Raw genomic sequence first — 21301 nt, 5'->3', positions numbered from 1 at the left:
TTTCAAGAAAAAGAACTCATGAAGATTAGGGAAGAAATAAAGGAAAAACTACGATATGTTCAAATCACGTGAATTACCAAAGGATTGCTTTGCCCTTTTAATAGACGGCTATCATTGCGAGATAAAAGCAAGCTCTAAAGTGAAGAAAGCATGCATATATGTTGTTCTAGGGATAGATATGGAAGGAAAGAAAGACCTCTATGGCTTCTACACCTTCTTCGGTTCTGAGAATAGATTTGATTGGTTGAAGGTTTTCAACGATTTGATAGAAAGAGGACTAAAAAGGGTAATGATAGTAGTAAGCGATGATTTAACCGGTATTGGTGAAGCCATTAAAGCATGCTACCCCTTTGCTGATCACCAGCTTTGCTTTGTCCATTTGCAAAGAAATGTGAGAAAAAATATGGCTAAGAAAGACGCTAGCGAATTTAATAAGAAGCTCTCAACCATTAAAAACCAGGATTCCTTCGATGATGCTCTTGAAAAATTCGAAGAGTTGTGCCAGAAATACGCTGGAAAATACCGTACATTTATGGATCATCTACTCCAACGAAAAGAAAAATATTTAGTCTTTTTAAAATATCCTGAGGATGTGAGAAAATACATCTATACTACTAATGCCGTTGAAAGCTTTAATAGCATGATAGAGGCTAGAAGAACTCGTATTGGCGGATTCTTTCAATCTGTTGAAATTGCTGAGATAAATATCCTTCTCTCTTACGAACGTTTGAAGTCTCGAAAGTGGAAAAATCCCATCGCTATGATTAGAGCTTCTCAATATGAAATTACCCAAATGTTTAATATTAGATATTTCCATCTCCAGACACAAAATTCTTGACATGTCTCCCACCGTCGGCATTTCAGCCTCCGTTACGGGCTCCTGTTATACTCGCTTCCCTTTGTGCCATTTCCTCAATCCTTCACCCCTTCGCAAGTAACAGGCCCTTTCGGTTCCTGTTACCCCCATCGCTCAAGGCGATAGTCCCTTCTCCTTTCAGAGAGGTTCTTCACTACTACGGGTTCATCTGCCATCCTCCTCCGCTTCACCGGTCCTTGGGTCTCCCCTTGTTCCGGCTTACCCATTTTGGGACGAGTGAGGACTTCCCCGGGTAAGACATACAGCTTTCATCCGAATCCTGCCATCCCAACCTGTAGAGTTGGAGCTCGGGCTTCCCCATCTATGGCAAGGTTACCCTCTCTACCGGCCAACGCTGGTTCACTTTCGTTCAGTTCCGGATTTTGCCTTAGGCTTCCTTCAGATTCACCGTTACCAGTGACACCCTTGCCCTCAGCTAATGCTTATTTCGCTCCCCGCATTCGGGACTTTCACCCTATAGTTGTATGTCATGCCGGGCACACCATAGCCGTGACGGAGTCACGCATAGCCTGAGCTTTAGCTCAGATCGAGTAGGAGGGGGGAATCCCCCCGTCCTCTCACAGAACCGTGCATACGGGCCAACGTACACGGCTCATGGATTGAGTATCGGATTCTCCAACGGTGGTTAAGTACCATCATACTACCTCCGCATGGCCTTCAGAATAAGTCGCATATAACAGAATCGGTTTCTTCTTCCACACAGGCATCGGTTTTCTACCCCTTTCGAGGAATATACCCAACCCTATAATGGATTACTTGCCTGCCCCAGCCATTTAAGACCACCGTCGGCATTTCAGCCTCCGTTACGGGCTCCTGTTATACTCGCTTCCCTTTGTGCCATTTCCTCAATCCTTCACCCCTTCGCAAGTAACAGGCCCTTTCGGTTCCTGTTACCCCCATCGCTCAAGGCGATAGTCCCTTCTCCTTTCAGGGAGGTTCAACACTACTACGGGTTCATCTGCCATCCTCCTCCGCTTCACCGGTCCTTGGGTCTCCCCTTGTTCCGGCTTACCCATTTTGGGACGAGTGAGGACTTCCCCGGGTAAGACATACAGCTTTCAACCGAATCCTGCCATCCCAACCTGTAGAGTTGGAGCTCGGGCTTCCCCATCTATGGCAAGGTTACCCTCTCTACCGGCCAACGCTGGTTCACGTTCGTTCAGTTCCGGATTTTGCCTTAGGCTTCCTTCAGATTCACCGTTACCAGTGACACCCTTGCCCTCAGCTAATGCTTATTTCGCTCCCCGCATTCGGGACTTTCACCCTATAGTTGTATGTCATGCCGGGCACACCATAGCCGCTGCTTTGCAGCGCACAGCGTCCGCAAGCCTCAGCCTCGCAAGCGTCGCTCTACCAGCTGACAGCCTTTGCAAGCGTCCGGAGCGTAGCTCCGCACTTCAGTAACGTAATTGCTCCCGTCTTTTGTAAAATCGCCAATTCTGGTAAGATATAAGTGTATGTCTATTCGGTACTAAAACGAGGGAGGCAATTTTATGGAAATCGGTATTTTCGGTTTACCTTTGAGCGGCAAAACGACGATTTTTTCTCTTCTGACAGGAGTGGATACTTCCGGTTCACATAGAACAGAATCTCACACGGGTGTTGCAAAAATATACGATGAACGAGTTGCGAAGCTTTCAGAGATATTCAAACCAAAGAAGACCACATACGCTACCCTGAGCTTCATCGATATTCCCAGTTTTGATCCATCTGCGAACCGCAAGGAGAAGAATCGTATCTTCCAGTTCATACAGAATGCGGATGCTTTGCTGGCTGTGGTCCGAACCTTCAGGGATCCCACTGTTCCGTGGCCTGTTGGGGCTGAAACCCCAAAACAGCAGCTCGATGCGATCATAACGGAGCTTTTGCTCAGGGATATGGAAGTGGTGGAAAACAGGATCCAACGGCTCAATGAAAGTTTAAAGAAAAAGAAACTGACGAAGGAAGAAGAGAAAGAACTCGAGGTTTTAGGAGAGATAAAAAACGCACTCGAGGAAGAGAAATTTGTTTCGCAACTTGGGCTGGAAGCAGATGTTCTCAAGCTTCTTGGCTCGCTTTCGCTGTTCACTGCGAAGCCGCTGATCATAGTGGCTAACACCGATGATGAACAGTTCACAGAAGGGACCTATGACGGCAAAGAGGATATAAAAGCCACCTGTGAAGAGAACGGATTTGCCTACATGGAACTCTCTGGAAAGATAGAGATGGAGATCAACGAACTTGAGGATGAGGAAAAGGAAGCCTTTATGGAAGAGCTTGGTATAAAAGAAAGCGGGATACAAAGGCTTTCCAGAATTGTTTACGAGCATATCGGCTTGATGTCCTTTTTGACTGTTGGTGAGGATGAGGTTCGTGCCTGGACTATAAAGAAAGGGTCAACCGCCAGGGAAGCTGCGGGGAAGATACACACGGATCTTGCCAAAAACTTCATCCGTGCGGAGGTCATTCCCTACCAGACCTTTATAGAGATTGGAGATATGCACGAAGCGAAAAATAAGGGGCTTGTTAAACTCGTAGGAAAGGATGAGATCATACATGACGGAGACATCGTACACATCAGGGCAAACGCGTGAACTCAAAATCTGTGATACGCATGCCCATCTGAATTTTCCCCATTTCAACAGGGACCGTAAACGTATCCTTGAAGAGATAGATTCGGGAAAAATTGTTTTCACCATAGAAGTTGGTACGAATATGGACGATTCTAAAGCTGCTGTCGAACTTGCAAAAACCAACCGTCATATCTTTGCGTCAGTCGGGGTTCATCCGCATGATAGCGATGAAGTGCCTTCGGATTACATAGATATACTGAAGGAATTGGCTGCTGAAAAGAAGGTAGTGGCCTTAGGTGAGATCGGCCTGGATTTTTATCGGGATTTATCGCCCAAAGATGTTCAGAGGAAGGTTTTTCGCGAACAGCTTTTGCTTGCACAGGAGCTCGATATGCCGGTGATCGTTCATGTCAGAGATGCTTATAACGAGGCTTATGAGATGTTGAGAGAGTGCAAAGGAAAACTCAAAGGCGTTATCCACGCTTTTTCAGGTACACAGGAAGACGCGCTCAGATTCAAAGGACTTGGATTTAAGCTTGGCATAGGGGGACCGGTAACCTATCCAAAAAACAAAGGACTCAGAGAGATTGTAAAGGTTTTGCCGATAGAGACCTTTGTACCGGAAACGGACTGTCCCTACCTTCCGCCACAGCCATATAGAGGGAAAAGAAATGAACCGTCTTATGTCCGTTTTGTTGTGGAAAAGATTTCCGAGTTGAAGGGTCTTCCAGTTGAGACCTGTGCTGATATTCTTTGTAAGAATGCGGTCGCTCTTTTTAACCTGGAGCTTTAGGAGGGGGTTACTTCGTGGGTGAGATTGAAAAGTTCAGGGAATTCAGGGAAAAAATGAACACGAGGATCCTGGAGACAGGCGATATAAACACGAAAAGATTCTTTTCACTCGATTCGGCCGTGTATAGAGAAGGTGCCCTTGACTCCAAAACGAAAGAATTGCTCGGTCTCGTTGCGTCCATGGTATTGAGATGTGATGACTGCATTACATATCACATTCTGCAGTGTAAATCCCTTGGAGTCACCAGGGAAGAGTTTATGGAAGCCTTTAACGTCGCGCTTGTAGTGGGAGGTTCGATAGTTATACCCCATTTCAGACGCGCGGTTGCTCTCCTCGATGAACTGGAAGGAGAGGATTGAAAATGACTAACAGGCTTTTTCTTTTTGACGGAACGGCCATTGTTTACAGGGCATACTTCGCGATAGATGTTTCTCTGACCAACTCGAGAGGAGAACCCACCAACGCGGTTTACGGCACCGCGAGGATGCTTTCCAGATTCATTAAAAACTACATAGAAGAAGGAGACTACGCACTTTTTGCCTTTGACCGCAAAGAAGCCACACACCGCCACGACCTCTTCGAAGGATATAAAGCGACTCGCGCGGAGATGCCGGAGGCCCTCGTAGCACAACTCAAATATATTCCGGGCCTTGTAGAAGGCTTTGGAATAAAATTCCATTCCGTAGCTACCCTTGAAGCCGACGATATAATTGCTACTGTCGTTACGAAGTACAGGGATAAGTTCGATGAGATAGTTATAGTATCCGGTGATAAGGATATCCTTCAACTCGTTGACGAAAAGGTCAAGGTTCTGCGCTTTGTTTCCGGCCTCACAGATCTGGAAGAATACGACCGAAGAAAGGTTGAGGAAAAATTCGGAGTTCCACCGGAAAAGATATACGAACTGCTATCACTTTGTGGTGATACCTCTGACAATATTCCCGGTGTTCCGGGTATTGGAATAAAAACGGCATTGAAGTTATTGAAAGAGTATGGTTCCATTGATGAGATATACAAGAATATCCGTAAACTGAGCCCCGGGCTCAGAAAGAAGCTGATGGACGGCAAAACAGCGCTGGAGATGTCGAAAAAGCTCGTTCGCCTGGTTACGGATGCGGATTTACACATAGAACTTGAAGAGCTCAGATACAGAGGATTGGACAAAGAAAAACTCAGAAAGCTTTTCCTGAAGCTGGAGTTTGCCTCGCTTTTAAGAGAATTCGATCTTACCAATTCGGGCTCTGAGAATAACGAAGACAATGGTTACAGGCCGGTAAGCTCCCAGCAAGAACTTGATAACCTTTTTGAAACCCTCAAGAAAAGCGATGTGATTTCGATTGATCTCGAAACCAGCTCCCTTGACCCTCACGAAGCGAAGATTGTCGGTATCTCGGTAGCGATAAAGGATGGAGAGGGTTTTTATATTCCTGTTAATCACGAAAGCAGCGATTGGCAGGCAGACGAAAAACAGGTTCTTCAGAGACTCAAAGAGCTTCTGGAAGATTCCGGCACGAAGATCGTTGGCCAGAACCTTAAATTCGATTACGAAATACTCGAAAAGCATGGTATAGAACCAGTTGTGCCTCATTTCGATACAATGATCGCAGCTTATCTTTTGAACCCGGATTCAAGACGTTTCAACCTTGATGACCTGGCTTTGAAGTTCCTGGGATATCGCACCACTTCTTTTAGCGAGTTGATGAATAAGAATCAATTGAAAGACCAGTTTGAAAAAGTTTCCGTTGAGGAAGCTGCAAAATACTCTGTCGAAGATGCCGATATAGCGCTCAGGCTCTATCGAGTGCTTTCTAAGAAATTATATGAATCTGATCTCGACAACATTTTTCATAAAATCGAGATGAAACTCATACCCGTTTTGGCGGAACTCGAACTCAACGGCGTGTACATGAACGTGGAATCTTTGAAAAATCTTTCAGAAGAATACGAGAAGAGGCTAGAGAGGATAAGAGAAGAACTCTTTGAACTTGCTGGTGAGCCTTTTAATCCAAATTCTCCCACTCAGGTTTCAAAGATACTTTTTGAGAAACTCGGATTGAATCCGCCGAAAAAGACCAAGCATGGTGCTTATTCTACGAGCGCAGCTGTTCTAGAAGAGCTTGTGAATGAGCATCCTATTATTCAGAAACTCCTGGATTACAGGAAGTACCAGAAACTCAAATCCACGTATCTCGATACGCTTCCGACCCTGGTAAATCTGGTTACGGGAAGGATTCACGCCAGTTATCATCAGACGGGAACCGGTACAGGCCGTCTTTCAAGCAGCAACCCAAACATGCAGAATTTACCGATAAAGGGTGAAGAGGGCAAGGAAATCAGAAAATGTGTTGTCCCTCAGAAGAGTGGCTGGAAGATCATAAGTGCCGATTATTCCCAGATTGAACTCAGGGTTCTGGCACATTTCAGCGAGGACGAAAGATTGATTTCGGCATTCAAAAACGGCGAAGACGTGCATGCCCTTACCGCGTCACGTTTGTACGGAGTTTCTGTTAAAGATGTGACACCGGAGATGAGACAGGTCGGAAAGATGGTTAACTTTTCGATTATTTACGGGATATCTCCTTACGGTCTTGCAAGAAGACTCAAGATAAAAACCCACATAGCTGAGAATATGATATCGAATTATTTCAACGCTTATCCGGGGGTCAGAAAGTTCATAAATGAAGTTATACACGAAGCCAAAGAAAAGGGATACGTGAGGACGTTGTTCGGTAGGAAAAGGGAGATACCTCACTTCAGGACGCGTAACAAGATGAAGATCCAGGAAGGGGAAAGAATCGCGATCAACACCCCGATTCAGGGAACGGCGGCGGATATCATGAAGCTTGCCATGATCAAGATACATAAGATGGTTAAGGAAGAGGGATTGGAAGCTTTCCCAATTTTGCAGGTGCACGATGAACTGGTTTTTGAAGCTCCCGCAACAGAGGTTGACAGAGTTTGTGATATACTCACCAGGGGTATGTCCGGGGTCGTTGAACTGAAGGTTCCGCTTGAGGTAGAAGTGGCGGTTAACAGTTACTGGGGTAAATAACTCCAGAGGTGGGCTTAGTGAAAAAGAAAAGGATCGATTTCAGACAATTAAACGCTATAAACATGGTATTTCAATTTGGAATCGTTGTAATCTCCAACATCCTTGTCGGTGGATTGCTAGGCTATTTGACAGACAAATATCTTTTTCATAACAAGATATGGCTGGTAATCTTTTTGTTTCTTGGGACAATCTCCGGAATATATCAGGGGATAAGATATCTGATGAAGGAAGCCGAAAAGTATGAAAGACTTAACAAAGATAGCACTAAAAGAAACGATAGCGATAAGTATTCTGGCGATAATTGAAACTGGAGTAAGTTTGTTATTTAAATCACAAATGGCTCCAGGCATTTTGTATGGTTCTTTTTTTGCCGTTTTAATGTTCTGGTTGATGACGAGAGATGTTTACCTTATGTGTAGAAAAGAAAGGTTTTCAAGGTACGGCTTTTTGATAAGATATGGTTTGGCTGCTGTTGCTTTGTGGACAGCGACTTTTTATGGTAGATTCTTTTTTATAGGGGCAGCAGTGGGTATCTTGAATTTGAAAATATCGCTTTTCCTTTTCGGGAGGTGGTTGGGTGAAAATTCAGCTGACAAAGGGTGACAAGATTTTTCTGACGTTTATAGCGCTGGGATATATAGCGGTGTTGATATATATGGTTGCCACCGGGTACACTTTTTCCCTTGAGGGAGTGGGTGAACGCTGGATTTATCAGCTTCCCTTCGGAACGGGTCCTTTGAGCAGGATCAACCCCATGACGGTTATAATGACCTGGGTTATAATGGCCGGATTGATCATATTTGTTTCAACTGTGAAAGTTTTCGAGGTGATCCCTGGAAAGAAACAAACTCTTCTCGAACTTGCGCTGGAATTCATTTTAGATATGACAAAAGACGCGATCCCAAAGAAAGAATTCGTCAGGCCTACATTTAACATCGCTGCGACGCTGTTTCTTTTTATTCTGATCGCAAATATCCTCAGCGGTATTCCGGGAGTTCAGGTGGTACCGACGGATTCCGGGATAAAGATAACCCTTTTTGAGGACACATGGTACACACCCACATCGGATCTCAATACCAATGCCACCTTTGCGGTTCTGGTATTGATGATAAGCCACGCTTTCGCGATAAAGGCAAAGGGTTTTTCCACATGGTTGAAAAGCTTTTTTGAGCCAAATCCAATCATGTTCCCCATGAACATTGTCGGCGAACTGGCCAAACCGGTATCCCATTCCTTGAGGCTTTTTGGAAATATAATGGGCGGAGGTCTTCTGGTGCTCATCATAAGTTATCTTGTAAAATACCTCATTTTGCCGACATTCCTGTGGGGATTTTTCGGTATGTTCGTGGGATCTATTCAGGCGCTTGTGTTTACTATTCTCGCGATAGCGTATATAGGGGCCCTGTTAGAGTGATCGATTACAATTGTTGATAAAGGAGGTAGTGTTAGATGGAACTCGGAAATGCTTTGGTTCAGCTCGGAAAGTTTATAGGTGCTGGTCTTGCAATGGGTATTGGTGCTATCGGGCCGGGTATCGGTGAAGGTAACATCGGTGCGAAGGCTATGGAAGCCATGTCCAGACAGCCCGAGATGATAGGTACGCTCACGACGAGAATGCTTCTCGCCATGGCTGTTACCGAATCTACCGGTCTTTATTCACTTGTTATAGCGTTTATGATCCTTTTGGTGGGCTAACGAAGAGTCCCCACCGAAAAGGGGGTTTAAGGCATGATAGAACTCAACCTGACATCACTCATTCAGCTTTTGAATTTTCTTGTGCTTCTCTTTGTGTTGAAAAAACTGCTTTTTGATAAGTTCTTCGACATCATCGAAGAAAGGCAGAACATGATAAAGTCAGAACTAACTGAAGCTGAAAAGCTGAGGAAAGAGGCAGAAGCCTATCGGGAAAAATACCGCATAGAGATGGAAAACGCCCGGAAAAAGTCTCAGGAAATCATTGCTAATGCTGAGAGACAGGCCGAAGAAATAATAAAAACAGCTAAAGAGAACGCACAGAGAGAAACGGTCAGGATCATGGAATCAGCCGAAGCGCAGATCGCACAGGAAAAGCAAAAAGCGTTGAAACAGCTTCAGGCAACGGTCATTACAACGGCGGTTGAAATTGCCGCTAAGTTTCTTGGTAAAGAGATGGATGAAGCCATGAAGAGGCAGTACGCTCAGAGGATTCTCAGGAGTTTAGGTGATGAGAAGTGAAACGTTCACTGACTGTCGCTTATAAATACGCGAAGGCGCTGTTCCTGATGACAGATGAATCTGAAAGGGACAGGATACTTGAGCTTCTGAAAGCCTCCAGCGAGATGTTCTCTGATAAGAAAGCCCGGGAATTCCTTCAGGATCCGACGTTTCCGCGCTCTGAGGCTGTGAAATTGATTCTTGAGTTTCTGGGAGACTTTCCTGAGATATTCAAAAACTTCGTGGTTGTTCTGGCTGAAAAGAAAAGATTGCTGTATCTGCCCACCATTACAAACGCTTATGAACAGATCTTAGATGAGTCCCGTAGCAAGATAAAGGTCCTTGTGGAAACTGCCGTTGAACTATCGAATGAAGAGTTGAAGCTCCTTGAGGATTTCATAGAGAGAGAATCGGGGATGAGACCATTATTCCAGATCCAGATCAAGCCGGAGCTGATAGCGGGAATGGTGGTACATTTTCAGGATAGAGTCCTTGATTTGAGTGCTTCTGGAAGGCTAAAACGTTTAGAGTATGGGCTTAAATAAGTATGGCAGCCACTTTTTGGAGGTGGTTAAGTGAAGATCAGTCCTTCAGAGATAACGAAGATAATTGAAGAGCAATTGAAGCGTTCCGACCGGGAAATAGATTATTTTGAGGCCGGGCGGATCATCCAGGTTGGAGATGGTATTGCGCGTGCCTACGGCCTTAAAGGAGTAATGTCCAACGAACTTGTCCAGTTCGAAAACGGTGAGTACGGCCTCGCGTTGAACCTGGAAGAAGATAACGTTGGTATCGTTGTTCTTGGTGATTACCGCGAGATAAAGGAAGGCGATCTGGTGAAGCGCACCGGAAGAATCATCGAGGTTCCCGCCGGTGAAGCGCTTCTCGGCAGGGTCGTCAATCCACTCGGGATTCCTCTCGATGGGAAGGGTCCCATTGAGGCTTCGGAACACCGGCCGGTAGAAATCAAAGCGCCCGGTGTCGTTATGAGAAAACCCGTTGATACGCCTTTGCAAACGGGTATTAAAGCCATCGATGCGATGATTCCTATCGGTAGGGGTCAGCGTGAGCTGATCATCGGAGATAGGCAGACAGGAAAAACGGCAATAGCCATCGATACAATCATAAACCAGAAAGATCAGGGTGTTTATTGTATTTACGTTGCGATAGGACAGAAAACGGCAGTCCTGGCCAGGATAATAGATAAACTCGAAGAGACCGGCGCAATGGAATACACCACAATCGTTGCAGCCACGGCTAATGATCCTGCAACATTGGCTTACCTCGCCCCTTACGCCGGAGCCGCTATGGGTGAGTATTTCATGTACAGCGGGAAAGATGCCCTTGTTATTTACGACGACCTTTCAAAACACGCGGCGGCGTATCGTGAACTATCGCTTCTCTTAAGAAGGCCGCCAGGACGTGAAGCGTATCCTGGAGATGTTTTCTATCTCCATTCGAGACTTTTGGAGAGAGCGGCAAGGCTCAACGAGGAACACGGTGGCGGATCGTTAACGGCGTTGCCGATTATTGAGACTCTGGCAAACGACGTTAGTGCCTATATCCCGACAAACGTTATTTCCATTACCGACGGTCAGATTTATCTGGACCCGAACCTCTTCTATGCCGGTAACAGACCTGCTATAAACGTAGGGCTTTCAGTATCCCGTGTCGGTGGTTCCGCTCAGATAAAGGCCATGAAAAAGATAGCCGGTAGCTTGAGGCTTGATCTTGCCCAGTACCGTGAGCTCCTCGCCTTTGCCCAGTTCTCAACTGAATTGGACAAAGCCACGCAGGCGCAGCTCATACGTGGTGAAAAACTCACGGAGCTCTTGAAGCAGGAACAGTATTCCCCAATGCCGGTTGAAGAACAGATAGCGGTTCTTTATGCAGGTACAAGGGGATACCTGGATGATCTGCCAACCGATAAAATCAGGCAGTTCGAGAAACAGCTGTTGCAAACCATGAGGCAAAAATATGCCGACGTGCTCAAAGCCATCAGAGAGAAAAAGGATATGACCGAAGAGATAGAAGCAGGATTGAAAAAGGCGGTAGAAGACGTGCGTCAGGCGTTCGTCTCGTGAAGGTGGTATCATGAGCAAAGGTAAACTACGTGCCATAAAAAAGAGAATAGATGCTACTGAATCAACGATGCAGATCACCAGGGCGATGGAGATGGTCGCCCGTGCTAAGCTGAAGAAAGTTGAGAAGGGACTGGCATATACACGGAATTATGCTGACAGCATGAAAGAAATTCTGAAGCGTGTTATAAGAAATCTCGACACATTCCCCAAATTTCCCGGTGAAGGCGATGTGCTGCTTGTCGTTTCCACGGATATGGGATTGTGTGGGGCTTTCAACAGTGAGATCCTGAGACATGCGGATATCGAGATATCCAAAGGGAACATAAAAGCCATAGTCACGGTTGGCTTGAAGGCTGAATTGCATTATAAAAAGCACAAACTGTTTAAAAAGGCTTTTACGCGTTTCTACGATGTTCCCGATGTTGATGAGGCTGCAATAATTGCCGATGAGGTCCTGGCAATCAAAGAAGAGCTAAACGCTTCGGGATTCAAAGTGGTTTACAGCGAATTCAAGAACCCGATTGTTCAGCTACCCAAAACCCTGAGAATCCTGCCTCTGGAATCGGTAGCTGAGGAAGAAAAAGAAGATAAAGATATGTACGACTTTGAGCCTGAAGTATCGGTGATTTTCCCTGAATTGCTGAATTCATGGATCGTTTCTGAAATCCTGAGGGCCACCTACGAAACAAAAGTCGGTGAGCTGTTCTCCAGACAAAATGCGATGAAGAGTGCAACAGAAAACGCTCAAAAGCTTATCGAAAGATTGACGCTGGAGAGAAACAAAGTAAGACAGGCAACCATCACGCAGGAGATTATCGAAATTGTGAACAGCGCCGAGGCCTTAAAAGGGTAATCTGGAGGTGTGAATGTGGCCAAGAAAACCGAAGAAAAGAAGAACAAAAAGGAGCAAAAGAGTATCAACAAAGGAAAAATAGTTGCAATTATAGGACCTGTAATTGACGTTAGCTTTGAAGGAGCTGAGCTTCCCGATATTCTCAACGCTCTGGAGGTTTATAATAAATTTCTGGGTAAAAAGATAGTGCTTGAGGTAGCTCAGGTTATTGGAGACAACGTGGTCAGAACGATAGCCCTTGACTCCACCGATGGTCTGGTAAGGGGCCAGGAGGTTATTGATACAGGCAGGCAGATCGCTGTGCCTGTTGGAGATAAAATACTTGGAAGAATGTTCAATCTCCTGGGAGAGCCGATAGATGAAAGAGGTCCCGTTGAGGCTGAAGAGTTCTGGGACATTCACCGCGAACCACCGGGAGTTACCGAGCAGAAAACAGACGTTGAGATTCTGGAAACCGGTATAAAGGTTATCGATCTCCTTGCTCCCTTCAACAAGGGTGGAAAAATCGGATTTTTCGGGGGTGCCGGTGTCGGCAAAACCGTTCTCGTTATGGAGCTTATCAGAAACATAGCAATTGAGCATAAGGGACTCTCGATATTCGCCGGTGTTGGTGAAAGGACCAGGGAAGGAAATGACCTCTGGCTCGAAATGCAGGAGGCAGGGGTTATAGGAAACACAGCTCTCGTATTCGGACAGATGAACGAGCCACCCGGAGCGAGGTTCAGGGTAGCCCTTTCTGCCATCACCATGGCGGAATATTTCAGGGACGTCCAGAAAAAGGATGTGCTGGTCTTTATCGACAATATCTTCCGATTCGTTCAGGCTGGTTCCGAGGTTTCGGCACTGCTAGGAAGAATGCCGTCTGCCGTTGGCTATCAGCCGACACTTGCCACTGAAATGGGGCAGCTTCAGGAACGAATCACATCAACGAAAAACGGTTCTATAACATCCGTTCAGGCCATCTACGTTCCAGCCGACGACTTTACAGACCCGGCTCCAGCGACGACATTCAGCCATCTGGACGCCACGGTTAACCTGTCAAGGTCCATCGCCGAGCAGGGACTCTATCCGGCGGTTGACCCTCTTGACTCATCTTCCAAAAACCTCGCGCCGGAGATCGTTGGAATGGAACACTATGTGGTTGCAAGAAGGGTTCAGGAGGTTCTTCAGAGATATAAAGATTTGCAGGACATCATAGCCATCCTTGGAATGGAAGAGCTTTCAGAGGAAGACAAGCTCATCGTGAGACGTGCCAGAAGAATTCAGAGATTCCTGACCCAGCCGTTCTTCGTTGCCGAGCGTTTCAGCAATATACCGGGTAGATATGTTCCAATAAAGGAAACCGTTCGTGGGTTCAAAGAAATCCTCGACGGAAAACATGACGACCTTCCCGAACAGGCCTTCATGATGGTGGGAACCATCGACGAGGCCGTAGAAAAAGCCAGGAAACTCGGCTACGGAGGCTGAGGCGCATGTCCCTGAATGTTTCGATTGTGACGCCCTATGCCAAAGTATGGGAAGGCGAAGCTGAATATCTTTCTTTCAGGACACCTTTTGGAGAGATGGGATTTTTGCCACAACGCGCTCCCATCGTTGCACAGCTGGCGGTCGATGTAATAGAGATCAAAAGCAAAGGAGAAAGACTCCTTTTCGCCGTTCACGGCGGTTACATTCTGAACACGCGTGAGAAGACGCTTATAGTGGCTGACGCTGCCGAACGTCCGGAAGATATTGATATTCATAGAGCAGAAGAACGCGTAAAACGTGCAGAAGAGATTTTGAAAGTGGAAAGGGACGCGAGAAAACGCGCACGTGCAAACGCAAAAATGCAGAGACATCTTTTAAGAATACGGGTGTATAAAGAACATACACAAACTGAACATAAATAATAAATAAAGGAGGGCTTTTAGCCCTCCTTTTTATTTTTGTTTCTTTTTGTAAAAGCCGCTATCAGATCCGTTTTCCGTTCTTCGCCCCGTATGAGCCTCACAATATTTCCCCTGTGACGATACGTCGTAAGCAAGAATAGTGCCAGCATCCAGATACCGGTTTGCCAGCTATCTGTGAGAAAATACAGGATGGTTATAACAGCGAGGCTCAAAATAGATCCCAGAGAAACGTACTGGGTGATCAGGACGATTGGTAACCAGACTGCAAAAAACACTGGAACGAGGCTGGCTTTTGTTCCGGAAATCGTTCCCACGCTTACGGCAACAGATTTTCCTCCCTTAAACTTCAACCAGATCGGATAACAGTGACCGATGCCGGCAAAGAAACCTATCATCATTGCATCGGACACACTTACCCCGAAGGTATGTTTGGCAATCATTATAGGAATGAAGGGTTTGAAACCGTCGAGAACCATCGTTATGGCTCCCCAGAACCCTCCAAGATTTCTCAGCACATTAGTACCGCCGACATTTCCGCTGCCGACCTTTCTTATGTCTATGCCCCTGAGCCTTGGAATTATATAGCTCCATGGTATTGAACCAAAAAGGTAACCTATAATAGCCAACCAGATAAACCTCATTTTTTACGCCTCAACTTTATAAATATTGGTGTTCCCTCGAAGGGATCAATATTCATTCTTATTGTTGATCTTATCCCTCTCAGGTATGGCTCCGTAAACAATGCTGGATCGTTTACCTTCAGCATTATCAGAGGGGGTCTTGTATCAATTTGTGCCGCGTAATAGATTTTGGCCTTTTTGTTTTTCCGCCCGACAGGCGGTGTTGATAAGGTGTACCTGCTGATCAGGTTGTTCAGCAACCCGGTTGGGATCCTGAGATCGATCTTTTCAGCGACAAGAAAGAGCTTATCCAGTAGTTCATCGATACCAAAACCTTCCGTTGCGGAAGTAAAAACAACAGGGCTATAATCAATGAAATACAGCTCCCGTTCGAATGAAGAAAGTAGTGATTCCTTATGTTTCTCGTTTAACAGATCACTCTTATTGAAAACGGTAATTATCCCTTTACCGCGTTTTTCGACAAGCCCGGCAATTCTCTGATCCTGATTGCTTATCCCTAGTGTCGCATCTATGACGAGTATGCAGATATCGGAACGCTCTATTGCATCCACAGCTCTCATGACGCTGTAATACTCGACGTTCTTGACGCCTACCTTCGACTTTCTTCTCATGCCGGCTGTGTCTATAAAAGTGACAGGCATTCCATCTATTTCGATGGTTTCATCAACCATATCGCGGGTGGTACCAGGTATCTCGGTGACGAGGCTGCGGTCACTTCCCACTATCGAATTGAAAAGTGAAGATTTTCCTGCGTTCGGTTTTCCTATGATAGCAACCTTCAGGTTATCTTCTTCCTTTTCGGGTTCGTAATCCAGCAGATGCCCGGCTTCCTCCAGGGTTTTAATTATTTTCTCCAGCAGGACATCGATATTCAAACCGTGTTCGGCCGAAATCGGGATAGGTTCTCCGAACCCCAGGCTGTACAGCTCCGGGAGAACCTCAAGAGTAAATTTGTCAACGTTTTCGACTTTGTTTGCCACCAGAATGACCCGTTTTTTCGATTTTCTGAGCGTTTCTGCGATATCCATATCCGCCGATGTAAGACCCTTTCTGCCATCGACTACAAAAAGCAAGAGGTCACCCTCGCTCAGCAGCGCGAGAGTGACTTCTTTCATCTTTTCTTCGATTATATCTTTGGGAGAATCGAACAAACCGCAGGTATCAACAACCTCGAAAGACTTATGCTGCCAGAAAACCCTGCCAAACACAAAGTCGCGCGTAACACCAGGCTGGTCGTCAATTATGGCACGCCTTCCACCAACAAGGCGGTTGAAAAGCGTGGATTTTCCGACATTTGGTCTTCCGACGATGAGGACTGTTGCCACTACTTTTCTCCCTCCGAGTTTTTCTCAAGATGTTCCTTCAACTTCTCACCAAAGGAAAGCGTGGAACTCTCTTCGCCTGAAAGCTCTTCTAAAGCTTTTTGAGTCTCCTCTTTTTCCTTATCCAGCAACAGCTGCTTTATGGAGACAACCATGTTCCTTACATCCTTTTCTGGATCATAAACGAGGCGAATGATCTTGAAACGCCTGTGTTCTCCGATCTTTATGGCTTCTTCCAGGTTTTCAACTCGCTTCATCGCTACCTGAGAAGCAGGGAGGAAGGCTTCGACACCATAACCATCAACCATTACGACAGCACCGGATTTTATCAACCGTGTGATTTTTCCTTCTACGTAATCGCCAACCTTAAGTTCAGTGTGTACCTTTTGCCACGGATCTTCCGTAGCCTGTTTTAGACTCAATCTCATGCGTCGATTTTCTTTGTCTATGCTCAGGATCTTTGTTTTCACTTCGCTGGATTCCTTGACAACGTCTTCGACCCTGTCAACAAAATTCCAGGACATTTCGGAAACGGGGACAAAGCCAGAAACGTATTCCTCAAGCTCCACGATGGCACCCGTTGGGAGAACCTTAACGACTTTACCATCGACGATTTCCCCGACTTTGTATTTTTCCTCGATGTTGTCCCAGGGGTCTCCCAGTGCTTCGCGGTAGCTCAGGGAAAGAGTTCGCTTCTCTTTGTCTATATCCTTAATTTTAACCTTGACCCTGTCTCCTTCTCTTATAAGTTCTTTGAGATCTCTTCTAACATTACCCCAGAAAACCTCGGAGATATGTACCAATCCTTCGACACCGGGTTCAAGCATGACAAAGAAGCCAAAGGGAACGATGGATTTTACAACACCTTCAACGACGGAACCAACGGGATATTTCTCTTCAACGGTGTTCCATGGATCTTCCTGCAACTGTTTCAAACTCAGAGAAATCTTCTTTTTCTCGGGGTCAACGTCGATAACCTTGACTGTTACCTTATCACCAACTTTAAGAACGTCATGAACCTTTTGCGATGGATCCCAGCTCACCTCAGACGCGGGGATCAAACCGACAACCTCGTTCGTTAATTTAACAAAGGCACCGAAATCTTTGATGCTTTCAATGGTTCCTTCGACGGTTGAACCCGTCTCAAGGGTTTCAAAGAAAGCCTTCACTTTTTCTTCCTTGAATGCGGTTAAAGAAACCACGATATTGGTGCCGCGTTTCTTCTTTCTGAAGTTTATGACCTTGAATTCCTGTTCGCCTTCGGGAATCGGTCTGCCGCGTCTGATTCCAGACTGAGAGCCCGGAAGGAAAGCCGGAACGACATTAAGTAGCTTTACATTGTAACCGCCTTTGGTTTCACCAAGGATGGTTCCTGTAACCGGTTCGCCGCTTTTGTATGCGTTTTCTACCTTTTTTAGAGCAGTTCGGAAGTAGATACGCTTTTCGGAGACGACGCTTCTCCCTTCATCTTCGTCGACTTTCATTATCTGGACCTCTATTTTATCACCGATGTTGTACTCTTTTAGAGGTTTTACAAGTTCGCTTTCAGGAGCGAATCCATCTAACTTTCCTTCGAGGATCACCAGCAACCCGTCTGGTTGAATTGAATGAACTTCAGCGGTTTTGCTTCTTCCCCTTCTTTCATCAACCTCATCCATCTGTTTCAGAATATCTTCCATGCTGAGGTTTTCTTCGTTCTGTCCGTTATACTTCTCCTCCATTACGGATAACCTCCCCTTCATAGGTAAATTTTATGTAATCCAAAATTTTCAGGATTTGTTCCTTCGGTGTTGATGTTCCGCTTATGATACCGACTTTTCCATAAACAGACAAATCCGGAAGCTGCTCCGGATTCTGAACATGAAAAGCCCTTTTGCCATGGCTTTCGACAATCTTCGCGAGCTTCCCTGTATTTGAACTTCTTTTACCACCAACAACCACCACAGCATCACAGGTTTGTGCTAAGTGAATCGCCATCTTTTCGCGGTTTATGGTTACATTGCAGATGGTGTTGTTCACAGAAACTTCGATGCCTTCCAATTTTAACAGCTTTTCTGCCAATTTTTCAAAACTCTCGCTGTTCATGGTTGTTTGGGAAATCAGGGCAACTTTCTTGGGCTTTTTTTCTCTTAAAAAAGCCTTTATGGTTTCAAAATCATAACCCGGTTCAACGATCAGGTAATCATTTAGCCTTCCACACAGGGCTTTAACCTCTGCGTGGTCTTTTTTTCCGAATATAACTATAAAATAACCTTTTTTTTCAAGGTCTTTCGCCAAACTAAATACATTGTACACTATCGGGCAGGTTAAATCCACAACATACCCAAAACGCCTTTTTAGAAAATCCTCAACATCGGGTGAAGCGCCGTGAGCCCTGATTATCGCCACGGAATTCTCAGCTGTATCAGAGAAATCGATTGAAGAAAGATCCGGGTAAACCTTCAATCCCATATCTTTAAGTTTTTTCATCACAATTTCGTTGTGAACAATATCACCGATTACCCGGGCATCGCGTTTTTCCTTCAAAAGCCTTTTCGTCGCTTCAACGGCTCTATTCACGCCGTAACAAAAACCCAGTGATTCAGCGAGAACGATCTTCATGTACCTTTATCCCTGACCTTTCTAACAAGCAGATCGAGAACCTCGTCTATTGTCATATTCGTTGTGTCGATTATGATAGCGTCTTCCGCGGGTTTTAAAGGCGCTATTTCCCGGGAAGAATCATTTCGATCTCTCTGGATCAACTCGTTCAGGATTCTATCATAATTTGCCTCGATTCCAAGTCTTTTCAGCTGTTCGTATCTTCTCCTGGCGCGCTCTTCCGGAGAAGCTGTAATGAAGAACTTCAGATCCGCATCCGGTATAACCACCGTTCCGATATCGCGCCCTTCCATTATAACATTACCCTTCTCAGCTATCCGGCGCTGTTCGGCGGTTAGGAAACGCCTTACTTCCGCTATTTTAGCGACATCCGAGGAGAGTCTGGAGATCTCCGGCGTACGGATCTCGTCGCCGATTTTCCTTCCGTCCATACAGAGAACGCTGTCAGAGATGGAAAATTGCGTATTCTCTAACAATTCACGAAGGGCGTCGGTATTATCAGGATCAATGTCGTGTTGCTTTAGCTTCCAGGCAACGGCTCTGTACATAGCGCCCGTATCCACATAGGTGAATCCCAACCGTTCAGCGAGCATCTTTGCAACAGTTGATTTTCCTGAACCAGCGGGTCCATCAATGGCGATCTTCATCTTTTCTTCCCATCCTTTTCATCGATTATCTTGATCTTCAATTCCTCGAGCTGGCGTGCTGATACCTCTGATGGGGCTCCCGTCATGGGGTCATTGCCGCTTGCCGCTTTCGGGAAAGCAATAACATCGCGTATTGAACTGGTTCCCACCATTATAGCCACCAACCTGTCCAGACCGAACGCGATGCCTGCGTGTGGTGGTGGTCCGTACTTGAAGGCCTCAAGGAGGAATCCAAATTTTTCCTGAGCTTCTTCCTGGGTTAGGCCGATCATCTCAAATATCCTGTTCTGGATATCCCTGCGATGAATTCTGACGCTTCCGCTTGCCAGTTCGTAACCGTTTATCACCAGGTCGTAAGCGTGAGACCTGACCTTCAATGGCTCGGTTTCACCGAATTTGTCCAGATCTTCAAGATTCGGCATTGTAAAGGGGTGGTGCTCTGCTTCTATCCTGCCTTCTTCTTCATTATAAGAGAACATGGGGAAATCGGTTACCCAGAGCACATCGAACCCGGTAACCTCCGGTTTCTCCTCGGCTATCAGTTTTTCCCGCAGCTTGCCCAGCGCTTTGGACACAGTTTCTCTATTTCCAACAGCAAGGAATATTATGTCGCTGGCTTCAGCATTGAGATACTCAACAACTTTCTTTATTTCATCGGGGCAGTGTTTTAATATGCTCGATCTCAGTTCATCTTCAACCTTTATCCATATCAATCCGCCGAGTCCGTTTTCTTTTACAAAAGCCGTGTATTCGTCAAGCCGCTTTCGCGAGAACTTCGATGAAAGTCCCTTTGCGAGAAAGCCTTTGACGACCTCGCCGCGTCCCAGGGCTTCGGACACAACCCTGAACCCGGTTCCGACAAAGGCTTCAGACACATCGTGAAGCTCCATTCCGTAACGCCTGTCGGGTCTATCGGAGCCGTACCTTTCCATGGCTTCTTCATACGTTAACCTGGGGAAAGGCGTCGTTAATTCGACATTCAGAGTTTCTTTGAAGGCGTGGGAAAGCATACCTTCAACGATGGCAAAGACGTCTTCGCTGTCGGCAAAGGACATCTCAAGATCTATCTGGGTGAATTCCGGTTGCCTGTCAGCTCTGAAATCCTCATCGCGGTAACATTTAGCAATCTGGTAATATCTGTCAAAACCCGCAACCATCAGGAGTTGTTTGAAAAGTTGGGGTGATTGGGGTAAAGCATAGAATTTGCCGGGCCTTAACCTCGAAGGGACCAGAAAATCCCTTGCGCCTTCCGGAGTCGATTTCGTCAGGACAGGCGTTTCTATTTCAAGGAAATCCCTCTTGTTGAGGTAATTTCGGACCGCCTGAACCACTTTATGCCTGAAGATTATATTTCTCTGCATCTTCGGCTTTCTCAAATTAAGATATCGGTATTTAAGTTTCAGCTCTTCAGATGAGTCATCATCGATATTAATGTATATGGGTGGTGTATCTGATTCTGAAAGGATCTCGACTTCGGTAGCCAGAACCTCTATCTCGCCTGTTGGCATTTTCAGGTTAACAGCATCCTTCGGTCTCTCGCGGACGATGCCCGTTACAGATATGGTATATTCGATACCGAGTTGCAGCGCCGTCTTATAGACATCCTCGTTTGATGGATCAAAAACGACCTGAGTGAAACCGTAACGGTCCCTGAGCAAAATGAACTTTATGCCGCCGAGGTCTCTGATCCTGTCAACCCAGCCGTTCAGTACGACGGTTCTTCCAGCGTGTTCACTTCTCAACTCTCCGCAGGTATGTGTTCTCTTCTTCAATGTTGCCACCTCCTGATTTTAAATA

At 45.9% G+C, this 21301-nt stretch carries 21 protein-coding genes; 15 read left to right on the top strand and 6 right to left on the bottom strand.

Annotation, left to right across the window (positions count from 1 at the left end; genetic code table 11):
• Positions 1 to 55: 55 nt before the first annotated feature.
• The 15 genes from DU53_RS01010 (at position 56) to atpC (ending at position 14293) form a co-directional block, all read left to right on the top strand.
• A complete protein-coding gene (locus DU53_RS01010; RefSeq protein ID WP_063727022.1) occupies positions 56 to 838 on the top strand; it encodes an IS256 family transposase in 783 nt (260 codons plus the stop codon).
• A 1532-nt stretch (positions 839 to 2370) separates the two neighbouring features.
• Positions 2371 to 3450 (top strand): DUF933 domain-containing protein, encoded by a 1080-nt coding sequence (locus tag DU53_RS01005; RefSeq protein WP_063727021.1) that lies wholly within the window; start codon positions 2371 to 2373, stop codon positions 3448 to 3450.
• Positions 3413 to 4222 (top strand): TatD family hydrolase, encoded by an 810-nt coding sequence (locus DU53_RS01000; protein ID WP_235599644.1) that lies wholly within the window; start codon positions 3413 to 3415, stop codon positions 4220 to 4222. Before DU53_RS01005 ends, DU53_RS01000 begins: the two co-directional genes overlap by 38 nt.
• A gap of 14 nt (positions 4223 to 4236) precedes the next feature.
• Complete coding sequence (locus DU53_RS00995) at positions 4237 to 4581, top strand: carboxymuconolactone decarboxylase family protein (protein WP_063727020.1); 345 nt, start codon at positions 4237 to 4239, stop codon at positions 4579 to 4581.
• 2 nt (positions 4582 to 4583) lie between these two features.
• Complete coding sequence (gene polA, locus DU53_RS00990) at positions 4584 to 7274, top strand: DNA polymerase I (protein WP_063727019.1); 2691 nt, start codon at positions 4584 to 4586, stop codon at positions 7272 to 7274.
• Positions 7275 to 7291: 17 nt separating this feature from the next.
• Positions 7292 to 7579 (top strand): AtpZ/AtpI family protein, encoded by a 288-nt coding sequence (locus tag DU53_RS00985; RefSeq protein WP_012744737.1) that lies wholly within the window; start codon positions 7292 to 7294, stop codon positions 7577 to 7579.
• Positions 7515 to 7877, top strand: coding sequence for an ATP synthase subunit I (locus tag DU53_RS00980; RefSeq protein WP_153020787.1), 363 nt, complete (start codon positions 7515 to 7517; stop codon positions 7875 to 7877). Before DU53_RS00985 ends, DU53_RS00980 begins: the two co-directional genes overlap by 65 nt.
• Complete coding sequence (gene atpB / locus DU53_RS00975) at positions 7852 to 8688, top strand: F0F1 ATP synthase subunit A (protein ID WP_063727017.1); 837 nt, start codon at positions 7852 to 7854, stop codon at positions 8686 to 8688. Before DU53_RS00980 ends, atpB begins: the two co-directional genes overlap by 26 nt.
• A gap of 35 nt (positions 8689 to 8723) precedes the next feature.
• Complete coding sequence (locus tag DU53_RS00970; RefSeq protein WP_012744735.1) at positions 8724 to 8969, top strand: F0F1 ATP synthase subunit C; 246 nt, start codon at positions 8724 to 8726, stop codon at positions 8967 to 8969.
• 33 nt (positions 8970 to 9002) lie between these two features.
• Positions 9003 to 9488 carry a F0F1 ATP synthase subunit B gene (gene atpF / locus DU53_RS00965; protein ID WP_063727016.1) on the top strand — a complete coding sequence of 162 codons (486 nt, stop codon included), beginning with the start codon at positions 9003 to 9005 and terminating at the stop codon, positions 9486 to 9488.
• Positions 9485 to 10012 carry an ATP synthase F1 subunit delta gene (gene atpH, locus DU53_RS00960; RefSeq protein ID WP_063727014.1) on the top strand — a complete coding sequence of 176 codons (528 nt, stop codon included), beginning with the start codon at positions 9485 to 9487 and terminating at the stop codon, positions 10010 to 10012. The genes atpF and atpH overlap by 4 nt, the downstream gene beginning before the upstream one ends.
• A gap of 30 nt (positions 10013 to 10042) precedes the next feature.
• Positions 10043 to 11551: a F0F1 ATP synthase subunit alpha gene (gene atpA, locus DU53_RS00955; RefSeq protein WP_012744732.1), complete on the top strand. Its 1509-nt coding sequence runs from the start codon at positions 10043 to 10045 to the stop codon at positions 11549 to 11551.
• Positions 11552 to 11561: 10 nt separating this feature from the next.
• Entirely contained in the window at positions 11562 to 12404 is an 843-nt protein-coding gene (atpG, locus tag DU53_RS00950) for an ATP synthase F1 subunit gamma (protein WP_063727012.1), read from the top strand.
• 63 nt (positions 12405 to 12467) lie between these two features.
• A complete protein-coding gene (gene atpD, locus DU53_RS00945) occupies positions 12468 to 13871 on the top strand; it encodes a F0F1 ATP synthase subunit beta (RefSeq protein WP_063727027.1) in 1404 nt (467 codons plus the stop codon).
• A 5-nt stretch (positions 13872 to 13876) separates the two neighbouring features.
• Positions 13877 to 14293: an ATP synthase F1 subunit epsilon gene (atpC, locus tag DU53_RS00940; protein WP_012744729.1), complete on the top strand. Its 417-nt coding sequence runs from the start codon at positions 13877 to 13879 to the stop codon at positions 14291 to 14293.
• Between the two features lie 17 nt (positions 14294 to 14310).
• Here the strand turns inward: atpC and plsY are convergent, their stop codons facing one another.
• Genes plsY through aspS form a run of 6 tightly spaced genes read right to left on the bottom strand, consistent with a single transcriptional unit; the run spans position 14311 to position 21276 of the window.
• Positions 14311 to 14934 carry a glycerol-3-phosphate 1-O-acyltransferase PlsY gene (gene plsY, locus DU53_RS00935; protein ID WP_063727011.1) on the bottom strand — a complete coding sequence of 208 codons (624 nt, stop codon included), beginning with the start codon at positions 14932 to 14934 and terminating at the stop codon, positions 14311 to 14313.
• A complete protein-coding gene (gene der / locus DU53_RS00930) occupies positions 14931 to 16259 on the bottom strand; it encodes a ribosome biogenesis GTPase Der (RefSeq protein WP_012744727.1) in 1329 nt (442 codons plus the stop codon). Before der ends, plsY begins: the two co-directional genes overlap by 4 nt.
• Entirely contained in the window at positions 16259 to 17977 is a 1719-nt protein-coding gene (locus tag DU53_RS00925) for a S1 RNA-binding domain-containing protein (protein ID WP_063727009.1), read from the bottom strand. Before DU53_RS00925 ends, der begins: the two co-directional genes overlap by 1 nt.
• Positions 17961 to 18857: a 4-hydroxy-3-methylbut-2-enyl diphosphate reductase gene (ispH, locus tag DU53_RS12370; RefSeq protein WP_063727007.1), complete on the bottom strand. Its 897-nt coding sequence runs from the start codon at positions 18855 to 18857 to the stop codon at positions 17961 to 17963. Before ispH ends, DU53_RS00925 begins: the two co-directional genes overlap by 17 nt.
• Positions 18854 to 19504: a (d)CMP kinase gene (gene cmk, locus DU53_RS12365; protein ID WP_063727005.1), complete on the bottom strand. Its 651-nt coding sequence runs from the start codon at positions 19502 to 19504 to the stop codon at positions 18854 to 18856. The genes ispH and cmk overlap by 4 nt, the downstream gene beginning before the upstream one ends.
• Positions 19501 to 21276, bottom strand: coding sequence for an aspartate--tRNA ligase (gene aspS, locus DU53_RS00910; RefSeq protein WP_063727004.1), 1776 nt, complete (start codon positions 21274 to 21276; stop codon positions 19501 to 19503). The genes cmk and aspS overlap by 4 nt, the downstream gene beginning before the upstream one ends.
• Positions 21277 to 21301 lie beyond the last annotated feature (25 nt).

The sequence above is a fragment of the Kosmotoga sp. DU53 genome, assembly GCF_001639905.1.
GTDB lineage: Bacteria > Thermotogota > Thermotogae > Petrotogales > Kosmotogaceae > Kosmotoga > Kosmotoga olearia.
This window is presented reverse-complemented; position numbering and strand designations above follow the sequence as displayed.